This is a genomic window from Waterburya agarophytonicola KI4 (assembly GCF_020640915.1).
GTDB classification, from domain to species: Bacteria; Cyanobacteriota; Cyanobacteriia; order Cyanobacteriales; family Xenococcaceae; genus Waterburya; species Waterburya agarophytonicola.
The window spans coordinates 66,410-82,440 of record NZ_JADWDC010000006.1 but is presented as its reverse complement, the minus strand read 5'-3'; the positions used below and the strand labels follow the sequence as shown (position 1 = coordinate 82,440).

At 38.5% G+C, this 16,031-nt stretch carries 16 protein-coding genes; 8 read left to right on the top strand and 8 right to left on the bottom strand.

Features of this window, described 5'->3' with window-relative positions; genetic code table 11:
- Positions 1–9: 9 nt before the first annotated feature.
- From I4641_RS03895 to I4641_RS23750, 3 genes are all read left to right on the top strand, one after another.
- The gene (locus I4641_RS03895) at positions 10–417 is read left to right on the top strand and encodes a tellurite resistance TerB family protein (protein WP_229639154.1); all 408 of its coding nucleotides are present in this window, start codon (positions 10–12) and stop codon (positions 415–417) included.
- Between the two features lie 77 nt (positions 418–494).
- A complete protein-coding gene (locus I4641_RS03890) occupies positions 495–983 on the top strand; it encodes a GNAT family N-acetyltransferase (protein WP_229639153.1) in 489 nt (162 codons plus the stop codon).
- A gap of 146 nt (positions 984–1,129) precedes the next feature.
- Positions 1,130–1,252 carry a hypothetical protein gene (locus I4641_RS23750; protein WP_263858119.1) on the top strand — a complete coding sequence of 41 codons (123 nt, stop codon included), beginning with the start codon at positions 1,130–1,132 and terminating at the stop codon, positions 1,250–1,252.
- Here the strand turns inward: I4641_RS23750 and I4641_RS03885 are convergent.
- The 4 genes from I4641_RS03885 to I4641_RS03870 are packed head-to-tail and all read right to left on the bottom strand — an operon-like array spanning position 1,249 to position 4,235.
- On the bottom strand, positions 1,249–1,677 hold the full coding sequence (locus tag I4641_RS03885) for an NUDIX domain-containing protein (protein WP_229639152.1): 429 nt from the start codon (positions 1,675–1,677) through the stop codon (positions 1,249–1,251). The genes I4641_RS23750 and I4641_RS03885 overlap by 4 nt on opposite strands.
- A 60-nt stretch (positions 1,678–1,737) precedes the next feature.
- Complete coding sequence (locus I4641_RS03880) at positions 1,738–2,094, bottom strand: DUF952 domain-containing protein (RefSeq protein WP_229639151.1); 357 nt, start codon at positions 2,092–2,094, stop codon at positions 1,738–1,740.
- Positions 2,081–2,503: a secondary thiamine-phosphate synthase enzyme YjbQ gene (locus I4641_RS03875; protein ID WP_229639150.1), complete on the bottom strand. Its 423-nt coding sequence runs from the start codon at positions 2,501–2,503 to the stop codon at positions 2,081–2,083. The genes I4641_RS03880 and I4641_RS03875 overlap by 14 nt, the downstream gene beginning before the upstream one ends.
- A 13-nt stretch (positions 2,504–2,516) precedes the next feature.
- The gene (locus tag I4641_RS03870) at positions 2,517–4,235 is read right to left on the bottom strand and encodes a GUN4 domain-containing protein (protein ID WP_229639149.1); all 1,719 of its coding nucleotides are present in this window, start codon (positions 4,233–4,235) and stop codon (positions 2,517–2,519) included.
- A gap of 303 nt (positions 4,236–4,538) precedes the next feature.
- On the opposite strand from I4641_RS03870, the gene smpB reads away from it, so the two are divergent.
- The 4 genes from smpB (at position 4,539) to I4641_RS03850 (ending at position 9,142) form a co-directional block, all read left to right on the top strand.
- Positions 4,539–5,006 carry an SsrA-binding protein SmpB gene (gene smpB / locus I4641_RS03865; RefSeq protein WP_229639148.1) on the top strand — a complete coding sequence of 156 codons (468 nt, stop codon included), beginning with the start codon at positions 4,539–4,541 and terminating at the stop codon, positions 5,004–5,006.
- Positions 5,007–5,242: 236 nt separating this feature from the next.
- Positions 5,243–5,812 (top strand): signal peptidase I, encoded by a 570-nt coding sequence (gene lepB / locus I4641_RS03860; protein ID WP_229639147.1) that lies wholly within the window; start codon positions 5,243–5,245, stop codon positions 5,810–5,812.
- 119 nt (positions 5,813–5,931) lie between these two features.
- Positions 5,932–6,846, top strand: coding sequence for a ParA family protein (locus I4641_RS03855; protein WP_229639146.1), 915 nt, complete (start codon positions 5,932–5,934; stop codon positions 6,844–6,846).
- Between the two features lie 4 nt (positions 6,847–6,850).
- On the top strand, positions 6,851–9,142 hold the full coding sequence (locus tag I4641_RS03850; RefSeq protein ID WP_229639145.1) for a putative PEP-binding protein: 2,292 nt from the start codon (positions 6,851–6,853) through the stop codon (positions 9,140–9,142).
- Between the two features lie 18 nt (positions 9,143–9,160).
- On the opposite strand, the gene I4641_RS03845 is transcribed toward I4641_RS03850, so the two are convergent.
- The 3 genes from I4641_RS03845 to I4641_RS03835 form a co-directional block, all read right to left on the bottom strand.
- Positions 9,161–10,711 (bottom strand): mechanosensitive ion channel family protein, encoded by a 1,551-nt coding sequence (locus I4641_RS03845; RefSeq protein ID WP_229639144.1) that lies wholly within the window; start codon positions 10,709–10,711, stop codon positions 9,161–9,163.
- Positions 10,708–12,852, bottom strand: coding sequence for an adenylate/guanylate cyclase domain-containing protein (locus tag I4641_RS03840; protein WP_229639143.1), 2,145 nt, complete (start codon positions 12,850–12,852; stop codon positions 10,708–10,710). Before I4641_RS03840 ends, I4641_RS03845 begins: the two co-directional genes overlap by 4 nt.
- 98 nt (positions 12,853–12,950) lie before the next feature.
- A complete protein-coding gene (locus I4641_RS03835; RefSeq protein ID WP_229639142.1) occupies positions 12,951–14,144 on the bottom strand; it encodes a sensor histidine kinase in 1,194 nt (397 codons plus the stop codon).
- A 178-nt stretch (positions 14,145–14,322) separates the two neighbouring features.
- Between I4641_RS03835 and I4641_RS03830 the strand changes: the two genes are divergently transcribed.
- Entirely contained in the window at positions 14,323–14,793 is a 471-nt protein-coding gene (locus I4641_RS03830) for a cyclic di-GMP-binding domain-containing protein, MshE-related (RefSeq protein ID WP_229639141.1), read from the top strand.
- 26 nt (positions 14,794–14,819) lie between these two features.
- On the opposite strand, the gene I4641_RS03825 is transcribed toward I4641_RS03830, so the two are convergent.
- Complete coding sequence (locus I4641_RS03825; RefSeq protein WP_229639140.1) at positions 14,820–16,007, bottom strand: glycosyltransferase family 4 protein; 1,188 nt, start codon at positions 16,005–16,007, stop codon at positions 14,820–14,822.
- Positions 16,008–16,031 lie beyond the last annotated feature (24 nt).

Genomic DNA, 16,031 nt, shown 5'->3' with positions numbered 1-16,031 from the left:
AAAAATAAAATGAAACAGATTCTCAAGATTCTGATTGGTGCTGCCTGGATTGACGGTATTATTCAACCAGAAGAAAGAGTTTATTTACGTCGTGTGGCTGATGAGTTTAAACTAGCCGACGATCCTCAGATCAAACCTTTATTATCAGAATTAAAACCAATTCAACCCGTTGAATGTTATCAATGGCTTGAAGAGTATTTTGGTGACAATCCTTCGGCAGAAGATTATCAGCAGTTGTTGGACATAATTAGTGGTTTGATCTACAGCGATGGCTATATCGATGTCAGAGAGGCAAAGTTAATTGAAACTATTCAAAGTTGCGATCCAGGTAGCCCTGAATGTCGTAATTCTATATTGGATAAGATATTGCGAAAAATTCAGAAGTTATATAAAGCCGCAATCGAGCAACAGGTTTAATCGTTGCTTAGATTATTAACTTCTAAGAAACAAATTAATTTCTTAGTATTGCATCAAAATCAAAATCAAAATTAAGAATGAACAAAATCAGGATGAAAATTAGGGATGTAACCCATGAGGACAAGGCTGCCTTAATTAGCCTGTGTCAAATTACAGAGTTATTTCAACCTAATGAACTCGAAGAATTGAGCAGTATGTTATCAGCTTATTTTGAAGATGGTCTTGATGGAGAGCATAAATGGCTAACTGATGAAGAAGATGGTCAGTTGAGAGGTGTTGCCTATTATGCAGAAGAAACTTTTGCCAATGGAGTTTCTAATCTTCTCTTGATTGCAGTTCATCCAGAATATCAAAGGAAGGGACGCGGGACAGAATTTTTGCGGCATGTTGAGGCGGAACTAAGGAGAATGGGGAAACGGATACTAATCATCGAAACATCTAGTTTAGATAGTTTTGAAGCAACAAGGGCTTTTTATCGTAAGAATGGATACGATGAAGAAGCTCGTATTCGGGAATATTACAATCCAGGTGAAGATAAGATTGTGTTTAGAAAAGTTCTTCTCTAACCGATCTTGTGCATGAATAAATCTGTCGAGAGAGGTTTAAGGGCAAAAAAGCAGCAATTCTCATTTTGAAGAAGATATAGTCACATCGACACATCGATAACATCGACAAGATCGTAACAGCTAAAAAAAACTCAATATACATCTTGATGGGTGAAGAGACAAACATTGCTAGCGATCGCAGATTCCAAGTTTTGCTGTATAATGGAATTATTATCGGGGTTACCCTCATTAATCTACTCGATCTAGCCAGCTACGACAATAATCCCTAGGAAACTTTAATTTTTAATTGTTTATCTACCGCCACCAACAACTCATCAATAATGCGGTTGCGGAAATAATGAGGAGGATTCCATTTAATCCACTCTGAAGAACTGTGTTCTGTCATCACAATTTCTAACTCTTCCCTAACCCATCCAAAAAAAATTACCAGAGATTTTTCAACTTTTTGACCGTCATAACGTCGATAACGGGGATAGTAGATAGTTTTGAAGCGAAAATCCAACTCCAAACAAACTTGTCTGCTATTAATTCCTGTTTCCTCCCATAACTCCCTCAAGGCACACTGTAATTCTGTTTCTCCTGGCTCGATATGACCTTTGGGTAGATCGTAACGATGCGATCGCTTCATTAATAAAAAGGACGGTTGTTTAGTTCGAGTAAAACAGATGACACCACAGGACTTTACTTTGTGCATGGAAAGCGATCGTCTAACAGAAGCGATCGTAATTAAAATAAAAGTTAGCTACTTCATAATTCACGCGTTTAGTTCTTCAGGTAGAGTAAAACTACCATCAACATTACAGGGGAAAGTAACTGCTTTAACGACAGAATTAATGGGTAGCGGACGGTAAACATGAGGATATAACTCTGCCCCCCCTTCGAGATTCTCCTCAACTAAACTGCTACTTATTGTAGAAGGTTCGATCGCTAATATTACAAGACCATTCTGTCCTTTGTAAAACCGATGCGCCACTGTTATGAGTTGATGACTATAAGAACAATGAATAAATCCTTCCTCGGCAAAACCCTGGGGTGTATATTCACCATCGAGTTGAGCAGCATCCCATTCATCAGCAGAAGTTATATGATATAAAAATTTATTGTTCGCCACTGACATGAACGATAATTTCTCGTTGATTGCTGCGTTGACGATGTTCCCAAAGATAGATTCCTTGCCAAGTACCCAAAACCAGTCTTCCTCCAGAAATAGGAATGTGTTCTGAAGTATGAGTTAAAGCGGAGCGAATATGGGCGGGCATATCGTCTAAACCTTCTGCACTATGAATATAACGATTAGCATCCTCTGGGACTAGGTTGGTAAAGAAATTTTCTAAGTCAACCAATACATCAGGATCGGCATTTTCTTGAATTAATAAGGATGCTGAAGTATGGCGGACAAATACGGTACACAAACCAGTTGCGATCGCCGATTGGCTTACTGCTTGTTCCACTTGACGAGTGATCTCGTGTAAAGACTTGCCTGTGGTTTTAATTTTTAATCCTGTTTGATGGTGTTTCATTAATTAATTTTAATTAATTATCAATATTGGGCTTTTTATCTTGTTCGTCTGCATTGTTATTTCTTGGTTTTTTAGGCTTGTTTCTTCCTTCCTCTGCTGCTAATTCTTGGGGAGAGGGATTAAAATTGCAACGAGCAAATAGATGCTTGATCACATTCTGTTCTTCATCTGGTAGGGCAAACCACCAAGGAAGATGACCAATTGGTGCTTGAGTCGGGTCGAAATCCAATTGATCGTAGAGCAAATAACCACTCCCGCTATCTACTTCGCCTTTTTTCCAACCTACCTGAGTAGCAAAACGTCGCCAAGTTTGTGTCGAAAAATCACCTTTCTGATTGACGCTTTGCCAGACTTCTTGTTGAGAGCTAAAACCAAATTTATTACCAGTATACTTTTTCCACAACGAATCAATAGTTCTAATATCGGGACAAGAAAATTCAGCAATAGTTTTTAGCTCGATAAAGACGTGCTTGTTTTTTTGTTTGGCGGTTTGAACTATTTGTTCTATCAGTCGATAGGTTTGCAGATCTGCCTCCGACCATTTTTCTTCCTTAAGCAAGTCGCGCAAGGGCTTGTAATTGATACCTGTTTTCTGAGAGACTAAGACAATTTCTCTCGTTGTGGTAGTAGTGTTAACTTCGATTGTTTCCGACTCCACTTCTGCTGCTTCGGTTTCTACCACTGGTTCGTCATCGCTATTGCTTTCTTCTTCTACCGCAATTACTGACTCGTCCATCATCTCAGGTTCTGCAACGCTCTCAGATTCATCTTTCGCTTCTACTTCTGGAGTTTGGGGAGGAGTTTTCTTGGGAGGATCGGGGGTGAAAGTAGGTACGGAAGAAATAGACTCGGAATTATTTGTTTCTGGTTCTGATTTCTCTTCTAGTATAGGTTCTGGTTCTGGTTCTGGTTCTGATTGAGTTGCTACTTCATTATTAGGGGGTGGAGATGTTTCTGGGATGGTTGTTGTTTCACTCGGTGTGGGAGAAGTCTCAGTTGGAGGTTGTTCTTTGAGACTGGCGATCGCTTTTTGGTAAGTACTAATGGGAATAGCATAGTTGGAAGTTCCTCCAGACAAAGCATGAACGTTAGCTTCGCCGTGAACTCCAATTACTAATCCTTCTTGATTAAATACAGGACTTCCGCTCATCCCTGGGAAGGCTTCACCATTATAAATTAGAGAATAGCCATTTTCTGTTAATTTTGGTAATATGCCAACCAAATTAGCTGAAAAAAACCGATAATAGCGATTGTCTTCTTGACGTAATTCTCCTGGATAGCCAGCAAAATAAATACTTTGTCCTTCGTTTAAATTAGCCGAATCACCTAATTCTGCTACTTGATAGTTTTGATTGCTCGTAAATTGAAATATGGCTAAATCTAGCCCTGCTAATTGCTTAATGCTAGTGGGATCTACTTGGTGTTGTCTACCATCAATTGTCCTGACGATATATTTCCCTTGATTCTTCATTACGTGCCAGTTGCTCAAAACAGTATAGACGTTATCTGAGCGATCAACTAACGAACCAGAACCCACACTAGCACCATCTATGCGGACAATAATTTGTTTGGCGCGGAGATTAACTTCTTCTGGAGAAAGAGCTTGAGCTATTTGAGCAATAGCAGCTTTGGTAGTATAAGGTTGTATATTTGCGAGGAAACCACTCAACACAATAGTAAAAACTACCGTTCCTCCCATCCATAATTTATTAGTCTTGCCCAAGAATTTCATCAAATTAACTTAACTCCAATATCTCTAACCAATAACGTCTATTTTTACTGACGTTAAAACTAATAAATGTTCCACACTAAGATGTTTAGGGGGTGTCATCAATTGTAGGAATAAATTTTAATTTTTTTATTCTATCCAAAAAACAGTATTGCCAACTTCCAATTCGAGTCAGCAATACCGTATCATTACACGAGCTATTGTGCCAATCAATAAGTATCGTAATTTTAAACTAGACAACACAAGCAAAAAACCCCAATGATATACTAATAGATCCTCAGCAACTCCAGAATTGAAAGGATTAGAATGGCGGAAAAAAGCACAGGTACAAAAATAGTTAGCGATAATCGTCAGGCTCGTTATCTCTATGAAATTCTTGAAACCTACGAAGCAGGGATTGAATTAGTGGGTACGGAAGTCAAATCAATTCGTGCAGGAAAAGTTAACCTCAGAGATGGCTATGCTTTTATTAAAAATGGAGAAGTGTGGTTGAGCAACGTCCATATATCACCTTATCGAGAGACTAGTCAGTATTTTAATCACGAGCCTCTACGTATTCGCAAGTTACTTTTACACCGCAAAGAAATTAATAAGTTAATCGGGCAAACAGAACAAAAAGGTTTAACTCTCGTTCCTTTGAAAATGTATTTTAAAAAAGGTAAAGTCAAAATTGCGATCGGCTTGGGTAAAGGTAAAAAACTCCACGATAAACGCGAGACAGCTAAAAAACGAGACGATCAACGTGCAATAGCAAGAGCAATGAAGCGAGACTAATTTTGCATAAGTACTAAAAAAGGTCTTAAACCTTCGCATATTGGTATTATTTTGGCATCTTGAGTTAGGGACAACTCAATACTTTTGGTTGGTAAGGTCAGAAGAAAAGAGTATACAATGATTACTCTGCAACCTAAAGATAGGAAAAATTCCCTAGAAAACTTTTAACTGACACAAAAAAATTTTCCATCAATCGATCTTTTACCGTTTACTCTTACTTAGGAGGTAATGTGCTTATGAGCGAACAAGAAGAAAATCCTATACTCGAACTTCTAAAAACTCTCATTTCTGCCGCAGTTTTAGCCGTAGGAATTCGTGCTTGTGTCGCAGAAGCTCGCTTTATTCCTTCCGAGTCAATGTTGCCTACTCTAGAGATTGACGATCGCTTGATTATCGAGAAAATAAGCTATCGTTTTCGCAAGCCAGAAAGGGGAGATGTGGTAGTTTTTTCACCCACAGACACCCTCAAAGAACAAGATTATAAAGAAGCTTTTATTAAAAGAGTTATTGGAATACCAGGAGATGAAATCAAAGTAGAAAATGGCAAAGTCTATGTTAACAACCAAGAAATTACCGAAAAATATATTCTCAATCCTCCCCAGTATCAGTATGGCCCGATTACAGTTCCAGAAGGGCAATATCTAGTTTTAGGAGACAATCGCAATAATAGTTACGATTCTCATCTTTGGGGTTTTGTTCCTCTAAAAAATATTATTGGTCGCGCGTCAGTGCGTTTTTGGCCTCCCAATCGTCTTGGATCTCTGGATAAAAAACCTTTATATCCTGAAGCGGAAAATACTCAGTAACTATCAGTAATCAGTAATTGCAGATCGCAATAAAAAACTTTAGGAAATATTATGATTTATCCCTACCATAATATCTTCTGGCACACTAACGTTAACTGAGACTGTTAGGAATTTCAAACATGGGAACTATAATCAGCACCGTCAACATGAAAGGTGGAGTAGGTAAAACTACTTTGACTGTTAATCTTGCGACTTGTTTGGCAAAAAAACATAATAAACGGGTACTAGTTTTAGATTTAGATTCACAAATTAGCGCGACCTTAAGTTTGGTTTCACCCCATGAATTCGCTAAATTACGCAAAAAAAGACGTACTTTAAGCTATTTACTTGATAATGTAATTAATCCCAATCCTTGGAGTAAATTAGATACCAAAGACATCATCGTACCCGAGATTTGTGGCATTGATGGTTTAGAATTGCTTCCAGGGGATATCGAACTTTATGATGAGTTCCAAGTTTCAGCAATGCTTCATCAGCAAGCATTAGAACATGGCGAACAAGAGTTTCAAAATGTCTGGAATAACTTTGAGAGAATCCTGATCGAAAAAATTATCGAACCAGTAATCGATGATTATGATTTTATTATCCTTGACTGCGCCCCTGGATACAATTTATTGACCCGTAGTGGTATTGCAGCCAGTGACTTTTATTTATTACCTGCTCGTCCAGAGCCTTTGTCTTTGGTAGGAATTCAACTTTTAGAAAGAAGAATTGCTAAACTCAGAGAAAGTCACAAAAACATCAAACCCCTCGATGTCAAACTCTTGGGTATTGTGTTTATTCTCTCTGCTGGAGGATTAATGGGCAGATATTATAAACAGGTAATGAAAAGAGTGCGCGATGACTTTCATCCCGAACAGTTATTTGAACAGTCAATTCCGATGGACGTGAATGTTGCTAAGGCAGTAGATATGTTTACTCCTGTTTCTTTGGCAATGCCTAATTCTGGAGGTTCAAAAGCATTTATGAAACTAAGCGATGAATTTTTGGCAAAAGCTGCGGTGGAATCACAAAAATTAGCTGCTGTTACCTGAAACAGTGAACTATATTTATTGGCTTTCACAAATTCAGCATTCGGAACAATCTTTGGTTGGGAATCAGTTATATATTCTCAGCCAATTACTTCAACATGAATCTGCTATTTTGCCTGGATTTGTTTTAGGGAATAATTTATTAAGCCAGTTTTTAACTAATTTAGATGATTTTCAGTCTTTGGTAAAAGAGCTATCTGATTCTTCTATTGCTGTAGATGTAAACGACTCTTTGAGCCTACAGTCGGTTGCCAGTCGCAGTCGCCACATCGTCGATCGCGGTATATTTCCCCAACCAATAGAGCAAGAAATCTTTGAGGCTGCACAACAGTTAAATAGCAACAGTTTTATTTTACAACCTTTCTTTTCGTCACCTTCGGGACAAGATTTGAGTAGCAGGGGTTTTTGGCGATCGCATTTTTGTAATGCTCACCCTCAAGCCTTGACTCGAACGATCAAAAAAGTATGGTTGGAGTTATTTAGTGCTAAAAGTTTGCTTTATTGGAAAAAGCTGGGGCTAAGTGGAGAAACAATTAACTTAGGAATCTTGGTTAGACCAGCGATCGACGCTCTTGCTTCGGGGACAGTAGAGATTTCTCCAGATCTAATCAGAATTAAAGCTGTCTGGGGTCAAGAGCGTAGTTTACTCCAGGGAGATGTGGATAGTGATGAATATTATTTGGATGGTCATACAGGACATATTTTGTCTCGTAAATTGGGTCATAAAAACTATGGCTATCGACTCAAAGAAATAGGGCTAAAAATGCCATCTCTTTCTTGTTTAGAAGAATATATCCCTGGTGAAGATCGCTCAAAAGTTTATGTCCTAGAGCAAGATGCGATCGCCAATTTATTTCAATCAATTCCAGGAATTTTAGCCAAACAACCCCAAATCAAATATTTACAATGGATTGCGACCAACTCAAAAGTCCCAGGAGATAGTCGGTTAAATTTTTTCTTTACTCAATTTAGCGATCGCCTTTTAACTTCCATTAACTTACCCCCCCAACAAATAACTCCACTTTTAGCTTCTTCTCCAGCCATCAAACCTTTGTTAACGGGCATATCCGCTGCTCCTGGTCGGGTAACGGGTCGGGTTGTGATCGTGGAAGATTTCTCAACTCAGCCCGAGTCAATTCCTGAAGATACAATTTTAGCAATCTCCGAAATCTCCCTGCATCATATTCCGTGGATTGATAAAGCCAAGGGAATCATCACCGAAATTGGGGGGAAAAACAGTCATGGAGCGATAATAGCCAGAGAATTAAATATTCCCGCCGTAGTTGGTGCTGTCGATGCAACCAAAATTTTAAGCAATGGTCTGGAAATTTGCCTCAGTGGAGACGAAGGAAAAGTCTACCCCAAAACAGAATTACAACATCGGTCTCTGTCTAATTTATCTGCTGCCAATTCGTCATCTCGCCATCAGTTAATTGCCACCAAATTAATGGTGAATATTTCTCAACTCCAAAGCATTCCCTTAAGTCTTAATTTACCCGTTGATGGAGTAGGATTGCTGCGATCGGAGTTGATGTTGGGGCATATATTAGCTGGAAAATCTGCCGAACAATGGCAATCAAAATCATTTCAAACAGAATTTACTCATATTCTGACTACATCTTTGCGGGAATTTGTTAAAGCCTTCGCTCCTCGTCCAATTTATTATCGTTCTCTTGATTGGACAACCCAAAATAACATTAATTCCGTGGTAGGCAATCGAGGCAGTTATAGTTACGGTTTAGATTCTACTTTATTTTCTTTAGAATTAAAGGCTCTACTAGCGATCGCCAAAGAGGGTTATAGTAACCTTCATTTAGTTTTACCTTTTGTACGCAGCGTTGAAGAATTTCAATTTTGCTATCGTCAGTTAGAAAATATTGGTCTAGCCCATCGGGAATCGTTTCAAATTTGGATTATGGCAGAAGTCCCTTCGGTCATGTGGTTGTTACCAGAATATATTAAGGCGGGGGTGCGAGGAATTGCTATCGGGACAAACGATCTAACTCAACTGCTTTTAGGAGTAGATCGAGAACAAGCCCATTTTAGTCACAATGGTTTAAATGCCAATCATTCTGTAGTCCAAAAAGCGATCGCCCAATTGATTGCTATTGCCAAAGAGAATAATATAGATTGTTCGATTTGCGGTCAAGCCCCAGTAGAATATCCCGACTTAATTGATCGCCTAGTAGGTTGGGGGATTAACACTATTTCTGTGGAACCCGAAGCAGTTAACAGAACGTATCGGGCGATTGCTCGTGCAGAAAGAAGAATTTTGCTCAATTCTGTCAAATCAAGTTAAATATTTGACTATAGTTCCCTATTTATCAGACTTACCATTGCGATTATTCAAAGTTCTATTTTTAGTTTTTTGAGTCATGGCGATCGCTTTACGGCGAGTTTCCATCACCATCCCAATTTCCTGTCTTAAGCGAGTATTTTGCTCTAGAGCTATCTGTAAGGTTTCGATGGGCAAAATCAAAACTTCTAAATCGGATAAGGCAGTGACTGTAACGGGACTGATATCTTTCCCTGAAAGTGCCGACTCTCCAAAGAAATCACCAGATACCAATCGGGCAACTTCTTGTTCTCGCACAAAATTTTCTGCCCTGATAGTTACTAATGCTTGACCGTTCACAATAATATATATTCCTTCGGTACGATCTCCTTGGGCGATCGCTTTTTCCCCCTCTCCAAAAGCCCTACCTGTAGCAACTTGAGCTAATTTTGCCAAAATATCGCCACCCGCACTAGCAAAACTAGGAAAATTATGAAGCTGTTGGAGATATTCCTCAATCACCTTTGCTGAATTAATTTTTGTGGGGGGATTATGATAGAGAGTACGAATGGGAAAGGGAATGTTTAACCCATTGCGTTCGGCAGCATACCAAACACGAGTCATAAACTCATCTCGAATCATCGGAACTTTGTCATAATCTGACAAAAATAGTTTTACCCGATAGCCAATGGAAGAATCATCATAGGAAATAGTTTGTATAACTGGCTCTGGCTTTTCTAAAACTCCTTTGGTAGCTAGAGCAGTTTGCTTCATGACTCGTTTGACTTTATTGGGGGGATCGTCATAGGAGAAGCCCACATCAATTGGTTCGACGTGAAGTTTTTGAGGGCGACGGTAATTCCGTATAGTTGCACCAGCTAAGGCTGCATTCGGAATGATCAGCATTTCTAAATCCCTAGTCAACATATGAACCGAACGCCAGTTAATCTCAATCACTTTTCCCTTGACACTATCTACCTCAATCCAGTCACCTTCAGTAAAGGGACGCTCGAACAATAGAGCAATCCCCGAAAACAAGTTTCCTAAAGTATCTTGGAGTGCCAAACCAATTACAATCGAGCCAACTCCCAAAGCAGCAATTACCCCTCCCAAATCTGCTCCCCAAACTAAGGATAAGACTATAGCAACACCGCAAAGAATCAAGAATACTCGACTGAGATCGCGAAATAATTTCGGAACATTGGCTTGCCAAGTTCCAGTCTTTGCACCATCAAATAAAAGACCATTGATTACGGTCAAAGAACCATGAATGGTAAACAACCACAGTCCAGTCTGGACTAAGCGTAGAGGAGTCGTATCTTCAGACAGCCCAATTATTTTATTTAATAAAATAAATAACGCCAAACTAGGAAAAATCAAATTACGAACAATTCTTAAAGTTGCCGTGAGTAATTTATCTTTTGATTTTGCTCGATAAATAATTTCTCCCAATAATAAAGTCAAGAAAGGGAAACCAATAATTAAAACTGCACCCCAAATAAACCAATCTTGTTGCCAAAAAGAATTCTCCATACTTTCAGTTATCCTCCTCCAAGGACGTAGTTGATCGTCATTATTTGCTGCTTCAATCAATAGGGTTTAGTGGACCACACGGGAAAGTTTTCTCGATCTGATATTTCGGTATTTTCTACTGGTTCAAAATCTTCGATAAATTCAGCAATACGATTGTGTACGTTTTCGGTAACTTGAATTGTGTTCCATTCACCACGAGACTGTAAGCGATTGGCAACATTAACCGTATCTCCCCACAGATCGTAGATAAACTTATCTTTACCCACGATCCCCGCTACGACAGAACCAGAATTAACCCCAATACGAAGTTTGAGGTCGGTATTTTTTTCTCGATTGAAGCGACGGACAATGCGCAACATCTCTTTGGCAAAATCAATAGTTCTTTTGGCGTGGTCTAAACGAGGAACAGATAAGCCGCAGACTGCCATGTAGCCGCTACCGATAGTTTTGTGTTTCTCTACCCCATGTTTTTCGGCTGCATCATCGAAAGCACTCACCAAATCGTTAAGCAAACTTACGGTTTGAACTGCAGGAAGACTTTCAGAAAGCTCAATAAATCCACCTAGATCGGCAAATAGCACTGTGATATTAGAAAAACTATCTCCAATGCTTTCCTCACCTTTTTTAACTCTCTCTGCTACGGGTTCGGGCAAAATGCTAAGTAATAGTTCTTCGTTTTCTTCATTTTTTTCTTGAACTAGTTTTTTCTGATGGTCTAAATTATCGACCATCTCATTAAATGAATTAGCTAGTTCGCGGAATTCATCTTTGGACTTAACTGTGATTTTCACATCAGTATTGCCTTTTCCAACTTGGCGAAATCCATCAATTAAAGTACGAATAGGGCGAATGAAGTAGTAAGAAAGTATCGAAGCAATTAGAGTTACCAACAGGACAATAATTGTGGTTGCCAGTAAAACCTGACGCTGAAAATCTTTAATTGGCTCAAAAGCTTCTTGGGTATCTATTTGGGCATTAATCGCCCAATTAAGATCGTCTATTTCTAAAGGACGGTAGGCATTGAGAGTTTCAATACCACGATAGTCATTTGCTATAGCAAAACCTGCCTTGTTATCTAATGCTTGTTTAATTGCTTCGGTGGCGATTTCTTGATGCAAAATCGAACTGTTAAATTTTTTAATAAAGGCAATTTTATCTTTGGGTAAGCCTTTAGCTGCGATCGCTTTAAAATATTTTTGGGGCTGTTGGATCAAAAAGCGAGAATTGCTACGCATACCGTAATCCGAACCTACTAAATAAGTTTCTCCCGACTTACCCAGTCCTTCTTCTTCCCAATCATTATTACCAGTCATCACGCTGTTGATTTCATTTGCTGATAACTGAAAAGCGAGAACCCCGATTAATTCAGAATCATTGAGATCGAATATGGGACTAGCGACAAATGCAGAGGGTTCGGCATAGGAAGCTCGATAAGGAGAAAAATCAGAAATGGCTACAAAGTTGGGATCGTCGGCATTGACTGCTTGGCGAAATACGCTAGCCAGTCCACTAGTAGAATAAGGTCCTTTGATTAAGTTAGTCCCAAAATCGGTTTCTTTTTTAACTGAATAGACAATATTGCCTGTTTTAGCATCAATCAAAAATAAATCGTAATAGCCTAATTGAGTAATAAAGTTGCTGTAAATAGGTTGAACTATTTTGTGAATACCACTATATTGACTGCCGTCATTGGCATTGTTGAAGTATTCTTTCTCGCCAATAGGATTGGTGTTGCCCGCAATATAATGATATTGAAGATATCTAGCGGCACTATTTTGGGGCAAATATGAATATAAAAGGGGTCGACCCGCAGTATTTGCGGCTAATTTTGGTAAAAATTCCTGCTCGTAGTATTTTTTGAGCTTTTCGTGCCAATCAAGTTGAATTTCTGCACTTTCTAATTCTTGAAAAGCTTGGGCAAAGCCTTTGACAGCTTTATTAACTTCTCCTTGACTGTAGGTTTGGACTTCGGCTCGAACTTTTTTAAAGTAGTTTTCTATTTGATAGGCTTTAGTTTCTCGAACGCTAATTAACTGGTTTTGAATGCTGTTATTTAATGCTTGACGACCATTGTCATAACCAACATAGGCTATCGCAATAATCGAGCTAATACATACGCCTAAAAGCATCAGCATTAGTTTGGATTGAATACTTAATTTACCGATCAAGTCTCTATATTCCTTTTTATTACTAGTTACCAATAAAATTATTCATAAATAACTATACAGACATTTATAATGCTACCGACAAAATTTTATTTTTGATGAGTATTTTTTTCGCTCCTTAGTTCGATCAACCATCAAGTAATGGGTAAAATAATTACAAAAGTTGAACCGACATTAATCTCTGACTCTAGTTGGATTTCTCCCCCTAGCAATTTTACCAATTGGGAGACAATTGCCAGCCCCAAGCCCACTCCTTCAGGAACAACACAGCGATCTGGCTGAGTTACGCGAAAATAAGGCTCGAAAATTCGTTGATAATCTGCTTGGGAAATACCTATACCTGTATCAGATACGACAATTTTAAAGCGATCGCTCGATATTTGCTGGCAAAGTACTTTGATAGTTCCCGTTGCTGTATAGCGAATAGCATTACTAACCAAATTACTAATAATTTGCTGGAGTCGTAGGGAATCAGTCTGGATTTTTAAGGGTTCGGGAGTGCAACTAGCAATTAATTGCAAACCCTTGGCTTCTATAGCCGATTTTAAGCTAATCGCCACGCTATCTAATAGTTGACAGACATCTACTGACTGAGACGTCAGTTTGATTTTACCTTTGCTATAGCTAGAAATTTCTAATGTATCGTTAACCAATCGCAGAATTTTTCGTCCCTGAGTCAGCACTTGTTCGATATGTCCCAAGTTATCAATCGTACTTGCAAGGGGTTTAATTTGCTGCTGGCGTAAAAACAAGTCCGAATAGCCAATAATTGAAGTCAAAGGATTTTTGATTTCATGAGTTAGATAAGATAAGTTATCTCTATGATCTTCGATCAGTCTGGTTAATTCTTGATTGGTTAAAAGCAACTGGGTATGTAGGTTTTCTAGTTGATTTAATCGTCTTTGAGTATAGCTTTTAAAGCTGTTTGCCATAACCTCATCAATAACTTGATTCAAAGTTGCGATCGCTTCAATAATTTCTTGGGGAGAACTAACCAATAAATCTTCTTGCAATCGATGAAGTAATATTTCTTTAAGCAGATAATATTCTCTGGCTATTTCTTCAGTATCAAAATTTTGGATTGCTCTCGAAAAACCATGGCTTTCTCCTCGATCTTGATCGCAATTATCTAGCTTGATATTTATTTCTCCGGCAAAAGCTCGAAAAATTACCGTTAATAGTTCGGGGAGATGGTCCTTAATCGAAGTAAATGTCAACTTACGAGAACTTTTGATTAATTTGTCCTGTTTAATCGCTTCAATCCAATTATCAGTAATTGGCTCTATATTATCGAGCAATTTATAGGCTAAAGCTTTTTTGTTACTCATTTAAAAAATATTGTTAATTTTGAATTTAAAATTGGCTACCCCAGTGTCGATTGCTTTTAAATAATATCTGGCAAAATTACGGAAGATTTTTCGAAAAACAGACCTTAATATTGAATATGGATCGATTGACTTTCCTAGACTTCAATACAATAATTATTTTTAACTAACTAACTTTTAAATGTCTTCTCTCTATCGTTTAACATCCCAATCTTATTCGGATCTGCGCCGTATACTTTCAATTAAAACTAAACCCCTAGGTGAAATCTTGCAAGAAGCTGATTTGATATCTCCTTTTCAGCTAGAAACAGCACTTTCAAATCAAATACAATACCCCGACTTGCGTATTGGTGAAATTTTAGCCAAGAGTGGCTCGATCAAACCCGAAACTGCTGACTTTTTTGTTCGAGATTGGTCAAAAGTCCTCATGGAACAAGAAAAAAATGCTATAGGATATTATTTTGAGCGAGCAGGTATTCTCAATCAAGAGCAAATAGAAGTCATCCTAGAAGAACAAAGATCTACAGGAGTGCGCTTTGGTACCGTGGCAGTATTCCAAGGATTTATTAAATCTACGACATTAGATTTTTTCCTTGCCAATTTATTTCCCCAAGAGATAGATAAATCTCCTTTTATTAATATGTATCGTTAATATGTATTGTTCTTAGTGGGACAAAATCACCAGTTAACTTGCGATCGCTCTTGGACTATTCGTTCGTATACTGCGATAGTTTCTTGTGCCAGATCTGACCAATTAAAACGCTCTGATAGAGATTTATAAGCGTTTTTAACTAAATATTGACAGCGATCTGGGTTGCTCAACACTTCCAATATGCCCCAGGTTAAAGAACGAGGATCGTTAGCGCGGGTTACAATGCCCGTATAATTATGGGATACCACTTCTGATAAACCCCCTGTATCTGAAACCACGACAGGAACTTTAGCTGCAAAACTTTCTAGAGCAACAATCCCAAAAGGTTCGTACAAACTGGGAAAAACCGCACAGTCGGCAATGGTTTGAAATTTATCCAAATCTGCATCGGACATAAAACCCGTAAAGTAGCACTGTTGGGCAATATTTAAACTATAAGCCTGGCTCTTGAGACGCTCGGTATTTCCTCCACCAATAATCACAAATTTTACTTTGCCACTCATGGCTGAAAGTATTTGAGGAGCTGCATTTAATAATACAGAAATGCCTTTTTCATAGGTCATGCGCCCTACATAATAGACGATTTTTTCCGTATCGTTGGCAAAACGACGGCGAAATTTCTGGCGATCAAAGTTGCGATCGTGATGTTTTTTTTCAGGACGAATCCCATTGTAGACAACATCAATTTTATCTGCTGGAGATTGAAAAACTCTTTGTATTTCTTGGCGCATATATTGACTACAGACAATGATTCGCCAAGCCTCATGAGCTAATAGTTTTTCTTTGCCATTGATATATTGCTGTTTGAGGTTGTGAATGCCGTTATAACGACCATACTCTGTGGCGTGAATTGTGGCTACTAAAGGCAATTTAAAATTATTTTTGAGAGCCAAAGCAGCGTCTGCCACGAGCCAATCGTGAGCGTGAATTAATTCAAAGTCATCATGTTTGCTTAAAAGTTCGCCACCAAGTTTGCCCATACTTTCGTTCATATTGACAACCCAATGGAAAAAGTCATTACCATGAGCCACCGAACAACGATATAGATGAATACCTTCTACCATTTCATATTTGGGAGCAGAGCCAAACTCGACGGTAAGAAGATGGATTTCATATCCCAGTTTGACAATTTCGGGATATAGCTCTGCCACATGACGAGCAATTCCTCCTACTATACGGGGAGGAAATTCCCAAGCTAGTACCAAAATCTTCATCTCTTTGATTCCTCACGCGATCGC

What these genes read in the sequence shown, in the direction of transcription:
- I4641_RS03895 (WP_229639154.1), top strand. Translation starts at nt 10, where the DNA reads ATGAAACAGATTCTCAAGATTCTGATTGGTGCTGCCTGGATTGACGGT.
- I4641_RS03890 (WP_229639153.1), top strand. Translation starts at nt 495, where the DNA reads ATGAACAAAATCAGGATGAAAATTAGGGATGTAACCCATGAGGACAAG.
- I4641_RS23750 (WP_263858119.1), top strand. Translation starts at nt 1,130, where the DNA reads ATGGGTGAAGAGACAAACATTGCTAGCGATCGCAGATTCCAAGTTTTG.
- I4641_RS03885 (WP_229639152.1), bottom strand. Translation starts at nt 1,677, where the DNA reads ATGCACAAAGTAAAGTCCTGTGGTGTCATCTGTTTTACTCGAACTAAA.
- I4641_RS03875 (WP_229639150.1), bottom strand. Translation starts at nt 2,503, where the DNA reads ATGAAACACCATCAAACAGGATTAAAAATTAAAACCACAGGCAAGTCT.
- I4641_RS03870 (WP_229639149.1), bottom strand. Translation starts at nt 4,235, where the DNA reads ATGAAATTCTTGGGCAAGACTAATAAATTATGGATGGGAGGAACGGTA.
- smpB (WP_229639148.1), top strand. Translation starts at nt 4,539, where the DNA reads ATGGCGGAAAAAAGCACAGGTACAAAAATAGTTAGCGATAATCGTCAG.
- lepB (WP_229639147.1), top strand. Translation starts at nt 5,243, where the DNA reads ATGAGCGAACAAGAAGAAAATCCTATACTCGAACTTCTAAAAACTCTC.
- I4641_RS03855 (WP_229639146.1), top strand. Translation starts at nt 5,932, where the DNA reads ATGGGAACTATAATCAGCACCGTCAACATGAAAGGTGGAGTAGGTAAA.
- I4641_RS03835 (WP_229639142.1), bottom strand. Translation starts at nt 14,144, where the DNA reads ATGAGTAACAAAAAAGCTTTAGCCTATAAATTGCTCGATAATATAGAG.
- I4641_RS03830 (WP_229639141.1), top strand. Translation starts at nt 14,323, where the DNA reads ATGTCTTCTCTCTATCGTTTAACATCCCAATCTTATTCGGATCTGCGC.
- I4641_RS03825 (WP_229639140.1), bottom strand. Translation starts at nt 16,007, where the DNA reads ATGAAGATTTTGGTACTAGCTTGGGAATTTCCTCCCCGTATAGTAGGA.